8 protein-coding genes and 1 pseudogene are annotated in these 10,822 nt (G+C 44.4%); 3 read left to right on the top strand and 6 right to left on the bottom strand.

The window, feature by feature from the left end:
- Together R7P67_RS02025 and R7P67_RS02020 are read left to right on the top strand one after the other, a co-directional pair.
- A pseudogene (locus R7P67_RS02025) lies at nt 1-390 on the top strand (hypothetical protein); the annotation flags it as partial.
- Nucleotides 391-394: 4 nt separating this feature from the next.
- The gene (locus tag R7P67_RS02020; RefSeq protein WP_205391373.1) at nt 395-2,041 is read left to right on the top strand and encodes a BatD family protein; all 1,647 of its coding nucleotides are present in this window, start codon (nt 395-397) and stop codon (nt 2,039-2,041) included.
- Between the two features lie 129 nt (nt 2,042-2,170).
- On the opposite strand, the gene R7P67_RS02015 is transcribed toward R7P67_RS02020, so the two are convergent.
- From R7P67_RS02015 to R7P67_RS01995, 5 genes are all read right to left on the bottom strand, one after another.
- A complete protein-coding gene (locus tag R7P67_RS02015; protein ID WP_132936297.1) occupies nt 2,171-4,294 on the bottom strand; it encodes a GGDEF domain-containing protein in 2,124 nt (707 codons plus the stop codon).
- Nucleotides 4,295-4,621: 327 nt separating this feature from the next.
- Entirely contained in the window at nt 4,622-5,371 is a 750-nt protein-coding gene (gene pstB, locus R7P67_RS02010; RefSeq protein WP_005375156.1) for a phosphate ABC transporter ATP-binding protein PstB, read from the bottom strand.
- 60 nt (nt 5,372-5,431) lie between these two features.
- Nucleotides 5,432-6,295 carry a phosphate ABC transporter permease PstA gene (gene pstA, locus R7P67_RS02005; protein WP_005383923.1) on the bottom strand — a complete coding sequence of 288 codons (864 nt, stop codon included), beginning with the start codon at nt 6,293-6,295 and terminating at the stop codon, nt 5,432-5,434.
- Between the two features lie 22 nt (nt 6,296-6,317).
- A complete protein-coding gene (pstC, locus tag R7P67_RS02000) occupies nt 6,318-7,250 on the bottom strand; it encodes a phosphate ABC transporter permease subunit PstC (RefSeq protein ID WP_005375154.1) in 933 nt (310 codons plus the stop codon).
- Between the two features lie 100 nt (nt 7,251-7,350).
- On the bottom strand, nt 7,351-8,172 hold the full coding sequence (locus R7P67_RS01995; RefSeq protein WP_005375153.1) for a phosphate ABC transporter substrate-binding protein: 822 nt from the start codon (nt 8,170-8,172) through the stop codon (nt 7,351-7,353).
- A gap of 331 nt (nt 8,173-8,503) precedes the next feature.
- On the opposite strand from R7P67_RS01995, the gene R7P67_RS01990 reads away from it, so the two are divergent.
- Nucleotides 8,504-10,147 carry a methyl-accepting chemotaxis protein gene (locus R7P67_RS01990; RefSeq protein WP_262653301.1) on the top strand — a complete coding sequence of 548 codons (1,644 nt, stop codon included), beginning with the start codon at nt 8,504-8,506 and terminating at the stop codon, nt 10,145-10,147.
- 101 nt (nt 10,148-10,248) lie between these two features.
- On the opposite strand, the gene R7P67_RS01985 is transcribed toward R7P67_RS01990, so the two are convergent.
- Entirely contained in the window at nt 10,249-10,821 is a 573-nt protein-coding gene (locus R7P67_RS01985) for a DUF1566 domain-containing protein (RefSeq protein ID WP_017820503.1), read from the bottom strand.
- Nucleotide 10,822: the final 1 nt, after the last annotated feature.

Below are 10,822 nucleotides of genomic sequence, written 5' to 3'. Positions count from 1 at the left end.
CAACAGCAACAGCAACAGCAACAGCAACAGCAACAGCAACAGCAACAGCAACAGCAACAGCAACAGCAACAGCAACAGCAACAAAAGTCTCAAAACGAAGGGAAAGAAGCGCAAGGACAACAGTCACAAAATCAGCAAGATTCTGAAAATAAAAAAGAAAAACAAAAAACGGAACAACATCAACCGCAACGAGATGACAAGCAAGTGAATGATCAAGGTGAACCAATACAGGCTAAAGCGCATCCCGAAAAAATGCATCAGGATGATCCTGAGTTCCGTCGACTAGAAGCAGTAGAAAGTGCTCGCGACCCAAGCTTTTTGATCCGTGCGCAAATGCAACTTCAAGCGCAACAAAAACAACCTCCACAACAATCTCAAAAGGAGTGGTAAGCCTGTGATGAACAAAGGCGTAAAACTGGTCTTTATTTTTGTGGCCAGCCTAATATCCAGTTTCTCGGTGATGGCACAGACACTTCAAGCTAGTGTGAATAAAACACAAATAGCCAAGAATGAAGTGATTAACCTCAGAATCATTTCAGATACTGAGCTCAGCTCAGACTCAATCGACTTCAATGTTCTAGAGAAAGACTTCTTCTTGGGTCAACCTCGTTATGGCCGCTCTAGCAATAACATTAACGGAAGAAAATCAGTGCGTACCGAGTGGAGTATCTCAATTGCACCAATGAAAGAAGGTGTTCTGACTATTCCAAGTTTTTCCGCTGATGGTATGAAAACGGAGCCGATCAAACTACGTGTCAACGCGAGCCAAACAGACCCCAATCTTGATGATCTATTTAGCTTCAATATTACGGTCGACAACAGTACGCTCTACCCTCAGCAATCTGCAACATTACGTATACAGCTTCTAATCAAAGCGGACACTCGACGCCTAGATAACCCGCAAATAGTACCTCCGCAAATTGAAGGCATGAAGCTTGAGGCACTGGGTGGCTTACAGCAAAGACAGAAGATCTTAAATGGGTTAGAAGTAGCGGTCATAGAGCAGTCGTTTCGCTTAACGGCCAATCAACCAGGCACTTATACCTTGATAGGTCCTAAACTGACCGGTTCTTATATTTATGGCGACAGCTTGACGGGCTCAACCAAAATAATGCCTATCAATACCAAAGCGGAACGCATGCCAATAACGGTCAAACCGATTCCGAGCGAATTTAAAGGTGAATGGCTTCCTGCTTCAGCGTTAGAAATGACACAGAGCTGGCAAGACGATCAAGGTAATCTACTGTCGACTAACGCGATCAACACAGTAAAACAAGGCTCTTCACTCACTCGAACCATTCAAGTTAAGGCTCGCGGTACACAAGCCGAATATCTGCCACGAGTCAATATTAGTTACCCGAGTTCACTGCGCGTGTATCCCGAACAACCTAAGTTCGATAGCGCGAGAGATGGCACCGTTACCATGACGGTGAAGCAAGTCATTATTCCTACAGAGGCCGGGAAATATACCTTACCAGGATACGACTTGAACTGGTGGGACAGTCAAAATGATGAAGCGAAGAAAACAACGTTACCAGAGCTAACATTAGACGTAGAGAAAAATGACACTGGGCTAATCACGTTGCCGGAATCGCCTCTTTCAGCGCCTTTAGTGTCAGCCCCTAGTCCTGAATCAAGCGGCGATGTAAACAGTCTCTGGCGAACATTAACCTTTGTTTTCTTAGGGCTTTGGATAATGACATTGGGAATCGCTACTTGGGCATGGAAAAAGCGGTCAATAACAGCGAGTGGAACGGTTTCAAATACTGAACAACCACTTTGCATCGACGCGCTAAAAAAAGTCATCGAAGAGGGCGATGCTGCGAAAATTGAACGCTCTGTAAATGAGTATTTAACCACTCATCAAGACAGGTTAAACCCTGGTGACGTACAAGCAATTAAGCAAGAGCTTAATGCCATGAATCAAGCGTATTTTAGTGCTAACCAACAACCTTGGAGCCCTGATTCGCTGCTAGCGAAAATTCAAAACCTTGGCAAAGCAAACGTAACGAAAACCGACCACCAACTCGAAAAGCTATAAATAACTAGATAACAATGGCAGCTCTCATGAGCTGCCCATTCTCTTATGCGGTCAAATTTGCTTTAGCGGTTTTATCTAGAGCACCAACCGCCGCCCCCTTCCCTATCAAGTTGCTCTTATGAACATCACTCACTCAACAAACACTTGGGGCTCGTATTCGTATCGCCTTACACAATTTCGCCCATGATTCTTCGCTTGATAGAGTGCCTTATCCGACAACTGATATAAATGGTCGAAATTAAAGTCTTTGCCTTTCGCTTTATAACAGGAGTAACCGACTGAAACGGTAAGTAACTCCCCTTCTGGGTTATGTCGATGCTTTATCCCCTCGCCCTCGATACATTGACGAATGCACTCTGCTCTCAGTCGAACCTCCTCTTGCTCAGAACCAATCATGAGCAATGCAAACTCTTCACCTCCGATACGGCAAAAAACTTCATCTTCACCTTTGGTATGATGATCCAAGATATAGCCAATTCGCATCAATGCGATATCGCCTTCGAGATGACCATAGTGATTATTGAATAAGCCAAAATGGTCAATATCAATCAGGATCAGGCCAAACGACATGTCGTCTTCACACTCTAGGGCACAATATTTTTGCATCACATGTTCTAACATGCGGCGATTACCAAGACGCGTCAAAGGATCGAGCTTAGAAAGTACCTCAAGCTGTCGATTGGCTTCCTCCAACTCTTTTGTTCGGTTCTGAACCTCCAGCTCTAAGTTTTCGTTTAATTCGCGAATCGCCTCTTGAGCTTGAGTACGTTGCAATACTTCAGCTAAGCTGGACGCGAACATACGAATCACTTCACGTAACTGAGAAGTTAAGGGCGCACGTGTCAGCAAATTATCAACAGCGATAAAGGCGATAGGACCACTGCTATTTGAAGTCAATACCGTCATCGCAGCCCAACCAAAGCCAACAATATTACAGTCATGATAAATAGGCACTGATTCTTCAAATGCGACTTCGTTTGGCATTGAGCGAGCCAGATTTATAAGAGAGAAATCTTGGGTTTCGCCAAAGAAGTAAGATTCATCCACCACGTTACCTTGAATATCGGTACCCCACGTTCCTTGCATGTAAGAGCAATTTTCATCAGTTAAAAACACCGCCATTCGGTCAATGCCAAGATTTTTAATGGCGAAAGTGACGGCCGATTTGCATACTCCACTGACAGTAGTGCAACGTGATAACTCAACCATGCTTGAATGCAACATGCGTACGTTTTGTTCTTGGCGCTTACGAATGTAAATTTGAGAGAAAAGTGAACCAAACGAGTCCAACATCTGTTTTTGATATGCCGTTATCGGCTTACGATGAATAAAGTTATCTAGCGCGAACCACCCAAACGGTTCATTGCCATCGCGTAAAATCAACATCGCATTCCAGCCCTGCCCAATGACCTTGCCTGCTGTGTATATTGGCGCGTCTTCTACAATCACTAAGTTGCTCTCGAGGCTAGATAACGCGGTGATATACTCCTCGCTAAGTTGGTGTAAATCGTATTGTGTGTGAAATTCATCAATCGTAATTCCTGACTCATCCGTGCCGTATGTACCACTGAAGCTGCGCTTTTTCATATCGAGAAGCATCAGTGTAGAGCGATCAAACCCAAGTCGTTCACGTAACGCTTCGACGGCTTTGTAGTACAAGTCCTTTAAAGAATCAGGATTAGAGGTTTCGAGTGCAACTTGCTGAACTAACTTCATATTTTCGATAAAGCGCTCGCGTTGGCTAATCTCATCAACATATTGCGCTTCACGAATATCTCTGTGCCTGATCTCTTTCGAGGCATTTTTTTCAGCACGAATACATTGCCAACGCGCCGCTGCGAGTTGCATTGCGTCGTAACTTTCTTCATAGATATTATGTGCTGTGCGAGCATGTACAGATTGAATCAGTAGGTAGGTACGTTTGATAGGCGTGTTGTCGAGCATCATGATGTAACTATCACCGCCTAAATCTCGGGTGTGATTCCAGTTACAAGTGTTGATCGCCAGAGGTATGATGCTTTCAGAGGTATCAAACTGACTTGCCCACTCCCAGAATGTCTCAGGATAGTTTTGGGTTGGGTAAAGCTCTCCGCGAGAGAAGCTCATCGAATGACGAGGGTTAATTGAAGGATCTTCAAAAATAGCGAGGGCTTGAGGGGAGAACAGACTCTCTAAATGATCAAAGATTGCCTCCGCTAGCAACCGATGGTCCCTCGTTGAAGACACTTTTCTTGTAAAACTTCTTAAACTCACCCTACCAACCTAATCTACTTTTTTATCCTCGATAAAAAACTACTTAGGCCATGATATGCAATCAATACGTTCAAATTTGAGCTGTTAAGTCATTCGCAAAATTATCAGACTTAGTGTTACATTCGAGAGCTCTTCAGCACTTTTAAAGCCATGTTTCACATAAGTTACATGCTTTATAAACTGGGGAGGAAAGTTGTACTTATTTACAAGATTTTTGTGTTGGTAGATGTTTTAAGCCTACGACTTAAAAAGAAAAAGGCCCCTCATCAAGAGGGGCAAAGTTACCATCGCTTATAGTTATTTAGTTATGCTTGTAAATACGGTGGATTAACCGAAATCACCATTTACGTAGCCTTGAGTACGGTCGTCTTGAGGGTTGCTAAAGATCACTTGCGTATCGTTGTGCTCAACCAGTTCACCCATTAGGAAAAACGCAGTGCGATCAGAGATACGACGCGCCTGTTGCATTGAGTGAGTCACGATAACGATGGTGTAGTTCTTCTTTAGCTCTTCCATCAGTTCTTCGATTTTGTGTGTCGCAATTGGGTCAAGTGCCGACGTTGGCTCATCCATCAGAATCACATCCGGCTCCATCGCGATTGTACGTGCAATACATAAACGTTGCTGCTGACCACCAGAAAGACCGAATGCGTGTGATTTAAGGCGATCTTTCACCTCATCCCAAAGTGCAGCACCGCGCAGCGAACGCTCTACCACTTCATCAATTGTCTTTTTGTCTTTGATACCTTGAGCACGTAAGCCGTAAGCCACGTTCTCGTAAATGCTCATCGGGAATGGGTTTGGCTTTTGGAATACCATGCCGACTTTGATGCGAAGGTCAGCAACATCAATGTTGCCGTAAATATCTTCGCCGTCCATCGCCAATTTACCTGTAATTTTCACGCCTTCGATTAGATCATTCATTCGGTTCAAACAGCGTAGAAGCGTTGATTTTCCGCAACCTGACGGGCCGATAAGTGCAGTTACTTGGCGAACTGGAATTGGTAAGTTGATCGATTTCAGTGCTTGGTTGTCACCGTAGAATAGGTCTAGGTTTTCAATATCAAATTTGTTCATTGTCTTAATCTCTTAATTCTTGAATTCGTGTCTTTTAACGTGCGTTCTTAATTAGTGTTGTTAGTAAGTTGCGGTGTTAAAACGTCTAGCAATCAGTTTCGTTACCATGTTGATCAAGAGAACAACTACGATAAGCACTGTTGCCGTACCGTAAGCCTGATTCCATTCTTCAACGGTAAACAGTTCGGTAGTCAGTTTGTATAGGTGAACGGTTAGCGTACGACCTGAATCCAATAAAGAATCCGGAATACGTGCAACCATACCTGCTGTCAGGAATACTGGAGCAGACTCACCAATGACACGACCAATACTTAGAATGACCGAGGTTAAGATACCTGGCATTGCGCTTGGAAGAATCAAACGCCAGATAGTGTAAATCTTAGAAGCACCGAGGCCATAAGAGCCTTCACGGTAAGTTTGTGGCACTGCCATCAGCGCTTCTTCCGTTGTACGGATGATCACTGGCAGGATTAGGATACTTAGCGTCAATGCACCCGATAGAATCGAGAAGCCAAGGCCAAGAATCGCCACGAAGAAAGTCATACCAAACAGGCCGAAAATGATCGACGGGATACCCGCCAATGACTCGGTACAGAATCGGATGATTTTCACCAAACGACTGCCCACTTTCGCGTATTCGGTCAAGTAGATTGCCGTCATGATACCGAGTGGCGCTGCCACTGCGATAGAAGCGATAACCATGTAAATGGTCGCCACAATCATTGGGAAGATACCGTGCTCTTCACCTGTGCGCGTATAGTTATCAGTAATGAAGTTCCAATCTACGTGTTGTAGACCGTTTGATAGGATGTACCAGATAATCCAGAACAAAAAACCTACCGTTAGTGCTGCCGAGATCCAGACAAATGCGTTAAAGACATTATCTTTGAACTGGCGTGCTTTTTTCAGTTTTGCGCGATCCATAATAGTCACCTTTAACGAGCGATTACTTCGCTTTTTCTCGGTTTAGGTACAGTAGTACAGCATTCAACGACATGATGAAGACCAGAAGTACTACACCTGTAGCGTAAAGTGCGTTCGCGTGAACACCACTTGCGTAAGACATTTCAATAGCGATGTTTGCAGTTAGTGTACGAGCCGAATCCAAGATGCCTTCTGGCATTGCCGGCGCGTTACCCATAACCATAATGATCGCCATGGTCTCACCCAACGCACGACCGATACCCAGTATCACACCTGTCATGATGCCTGAGCGAGCCGCTGGAACGAGCAACTTAAAGATGGTGTAGATTTTCGATGCGCCCAGTGCCAAAGAACCCTCTTTATAAGTACGAGGCACAGCGCGGATAGACGTTTCAGATACCGTAATTACCGTTGGTAGAATCATCACACCAAGAACAATGATACCGGCAAGGATAGTATTACCTGCAGGTACATCAAATACCTTCTGAATCAATGGAACGATAATAACCAGACCGAAGAAACCGTAGACCACTGAAGGAATACCGGCTAGCAGCTCAACCGCTGGACGGATGATGTCTGCTAATCGCTTTGGTGCGATTTCAGCGATAAAAATGGCGGTCAGAACACCAATTGGAACCCCAACAATGACAGCACCAGCCGTCGATACGATAGATGCCACAATCATGGTGGCGACACCGTAAAGCGCAGGTGGTAACCAGTTTTGTCCTAAGACAATGCCCGATACGCCTGCTTCTTGGAATGCCGGAATACTCTCTCGAACGATGAAGTATGCAATAACGGCCAATGAAACAATGCCGATTACGGCACTCGTTAGGAACAAGCCGTGGAAGATGCGCTCTTTCCAGTCTACACGACGCTTCTCGCGTAGGCCTGACTTGCTGATAGCTCTAGCGTCAGTATTCATAAGCTTTTCACTATTTGTTGCGATGGTCATTTAAAAATCTCACGGTTCTGGGCAATGCCGTTGAACACAATGGATAGAAAAGGCTCAGCCCTAAACGTTGGGCTGAGCAAACTTTAGAGTCCCGATGGGATTAGTTAACTGAGATGTAACCTTTTTGGTCAACTAGCGCTTGCGCTTCGTCAGTTAGCATCCAGTCTAGGAATTTTTGCGTTTCTGTTGATGGCTTGCCTTCTTTGTAAAGAACAAGGAATGGACGCGCTACTTTGTAAGAACCGTTTTTAACGTTAGCTACCGTTGCATCAACGCCGTCGATTGCTAGCGCATTAACAGTGTTGTCTACAGTACCAAGAGAAATGTAGCCGATTGCGTATGGGTTAGATGCAACCATTGTTTTCAGTGCGCCGTTACCGTTTGCAACTTGAGCACGTTGAGAGATAGCTGATACCTTCTTACCAGAAATCTTCATTTTTAGAGACATGATGTCTTCAAATGCGCCACGAGTACCAGAAGCTGTGTCACGAGTAATGGCTACGATTGGCTTGTCTGCACCACCGACTTCTTTCCAGTTTGATACTTCGCCTTTGTAGATTGCGGTCACTTGCTCGGCTGTTAGACCTGGTAGTTTGTTTTGTGGGTTAACAACCACTGCGATACCATCACGAGCAACCACTTCTTCGATTAGTGTTGATTCTTTTTCAGAGTCTTTTAGATTACGAGAAGACATACCAAGGTCTGCTGAACCATTTTTCGCTGCTTTTACACCAGCTGAAGAACCAGGACCTTGAACTTCGATAAATACGTTAGGGTTCTTCTTCATGTACGTTTCAGAGAAAACTTCCATCAGTGGAGTTACGCTGCTAGAACCCACTGCAGAGATAGTTTCTTTAGCAGAAACAGGAGTCACTGCCATTGCGCCTAGAAGTGCGATTGCACCGATTACTGTCTTTTTCATCACAATTTCCTTAAGTGGCTTTATTGCCGTTGTGTTTCACTTGAACGGTGCTCACTTTAGAATTTGAATATGACAGTTGTGTTTCACTTAGTTGAACCCTCTATGACACGTTGTCATTTCTAACTATTAATTCCGCGACTTATCCCTCTCTCAATTTGAACGTAACGTTTTTATAACGTTGCCTCATGTTCAAGATGATAACCCCATCGATTTTGGTACATTTCATAACAATTAGATATGAGTAACTCATTGATTTGGCAAATATAACAATTAAAATCGAAATGCTTATTTATAAAAAAGATAATAATTAAACCGATAGAGGGTCAATCTCATGCGTCAATTTCTTAGTACGCTTTCTATTAAACTTCAGGTTTTTCTGCCTGTTCTATTCACAGTTATATTACTCATCATTGGACTGAGTGTCGGAATCGGTAAACTCGATCAAGCATTCAATAAGGTTTCGGCTTCCACCCATAAGCTAATCATTCACAAAGAGGAACTTAGCGGCATCGTAGACAACACTTACGCCATGCGCATCAAAGCCATTTATAGTCTATTTAGAGCCGAAGATGTTCAGTCTCTCAACCAAGAGCTTTCTGAGCGACAAAACAAAAACCGCGATTTTCTTAACTCCATCGACAATCTCCCTGGCGTTCAAAATGAAGTCAATGCTATGCGTAAGGCCATGAATCACTATGTTGATTTCACTCGCGTTACCATGACACCTCTGCTCACCACTAAACACTCTTCTGATTACACCACCTCTGATTTCAATCAAAAGTACGAATATGCAATGGCTGAGTATCGATTAGCTGGCGAAGCGATGATCAACGCCATCGACAAACTATCTAAACAATTGAATCAAATCGTCACCGATGAAGTCGAAACGAATGGCGAACAACATTCAACCACGCTAACTTACAGCGCCGTCTCGCTTGCGGTGATCTTGAGTGCCGCTTCACTTATTAGTTGGGTACTCGCCAGCTACATCGTTGCGCCGATTCGTAACCTTCAAGTAACGATGCAGGAAGTCGCGAAGGGAAACCTACTAGTTAAGGCCGAAGCCATCGGGAAAAACGAAGTGTCTCAGCTGGCTCGAGATGTAAACCAGACCATAGAAAAACTGCGTGAAACTGTAAGCGCATTGGTTCGCATTAGTGAAGATGTGGCATCAGCATCAACCGAGTTAGCAACTGTTATGACTCAAAGCAGCGTCAACTCGGATCAAGAAAAGCAAGAAGTTGAGCAAGTAGCCTCGGCGATCAATCAGCTAGAGTCGACCGCAGCTGAAGTATCGACCAATGCACAAGAAGCCGATAGTGCATCAAATCAAGCACGTACGTTAACCTCACAAAGTATAAGCATGTTTGGGGAAAGCACTCGCGCAAGTGAAAAGATGGCGGAACAACTTAACGAAGCCGCTGCCGTCGTGACTTCACTAAAAGATCAATCAGAACACATTGGTCGCGTGATCGAAGTGATTGAAGGTATTTCTGAGCAAACGAATCTACTTGCACTGAATGCAGCGATTGAAGCTGCACGGGCGGGCGAAAGTGGCAGAGGCTTTGCGGTAGTCGCCGATGAAGTACGTATGCTGGCAGCACGAACTCAGGAGTCCACCAAAGAGATCCAAACCATTATAGAAGAGCTACAGCAACAATCTGGTCACGCAAATGAAAGTATGCATTCCAGCTTAGCCATGTTGTCAGACAACCAAGCTCTGACACAAGAAGTTAGCCAATCACTTGCTAATATCAGTAATGCTATCGCCGATCTGAACTCAATCAACACTCAAGTTGCAACCGCATCAGAAGAGCAGAAACAGGTCACGGCTGATATCAACAACAACTTAACGAACATCTATGAACTAGTGAGCCAGAACGTAACTGGTATCACTCAATCCGCCGCGGCAGCGCAAGAGTTGTCTGGTTTAGCAGAAAACCAAAAACATCAGCTTAAGCAGTTCCAAGTTTAAATACTCTGCTCAACACGATAAGTTCCAAAGGTTAGAAAAGAAAAAGCTCCGCACTGGCGGAGCTTATTAACATCTGGATTCGTGAAAATCCAACGGGGTGATTACTCCTCGTCAGTAACCAGCAGAACAGAGGAAATGTTCGTTGACTCTAGTGGGTTCCAGTTGTAAACCTCACCATTAAATGAATCAAACACCATAACGTTTGAGCCATCACCGTTTGGTGTGTTACTCCAGATGTAACCAGCATAGTCACCCACCTCTAGCGTGTAGCCACTTGCGAATGCAGTGCCGTTCATCGCAGGGCTATGGCAAGCACGTTCTGTCAACGCGACTAACTCCTTAATGTTTGGTATGCGCCAATTCTTTTTGCCAGCGAAGTCATATAAAGCATGATTACCTGATTCATTGCGGATTTGCTCAGCGGTTGATAGCGCTAACTGCCATGACATCTTAGTCGCAGCGCCATCACAAGCTTCGTTTGCCGTATTCCACGTTGAACCAACAGGGCAACGCATCCATGTTAGACCTGTTTTCAGGTCAGTTACGGTACCGCTCTCAGAATATGTATAACGCGTGTTAGGTGCCGTTTTAGCAAAGTCAGTAGAACACTCTTGTGCAGCCATTACAGTTTGAGAAGCCAAAGCAAGAGATAGTACAGTTATTAATTTCTTCATC

The organism is Vibrio sp. Vb0937 (assembly GCF_033338855.1).
Note: the sequence above shows the minus strand (reverse complement) of the source record. Positions and strands in the feature narration are given on the sequence as shown.

Coding starts and splice junctions, on each gene's coding strand:
- pstB (WP_005375156.1), bottom strand. CDS start 5,371: ATGAACAAATTTGATATTGAAAACCTAGACCTATTCTACGGTGACAAC.
- pstA (WP_005383923.1), bottom strand. CDS start 6,295: ATGGATCGCGCAAAACTGAAAAAAGCACGCCAGTTCAAAGATAATGTC.
- pstC (WP_005375154.1), bottom strand. CDS start 7,250: ATGACCATCGCAACAAATAGTGAAAAGCTTATGAATACTGACGCTAGA.
- R7P67_RS01995 (WP_005375153.1), bottom strand. CDS start 8,172: ATGAAAAAGACAGTAATCGGTGCAATCGCACTTCTAGGCGCAATGGCA.
- R7P67_RS01990 (WP_262653301.1), top strand. CDS start 8,504: ATGCGTCAATTTCTTAGTACGCTTTCTATTAAACTTCAGGTTTTTCTG.
- R7P67_RS01985 (WP_017820503.1), bottom strand. CDS start 10,821: ATGAAGAAATTAATAACTGTACTATCTCTTGCTTTGGCTTCTCAAACT.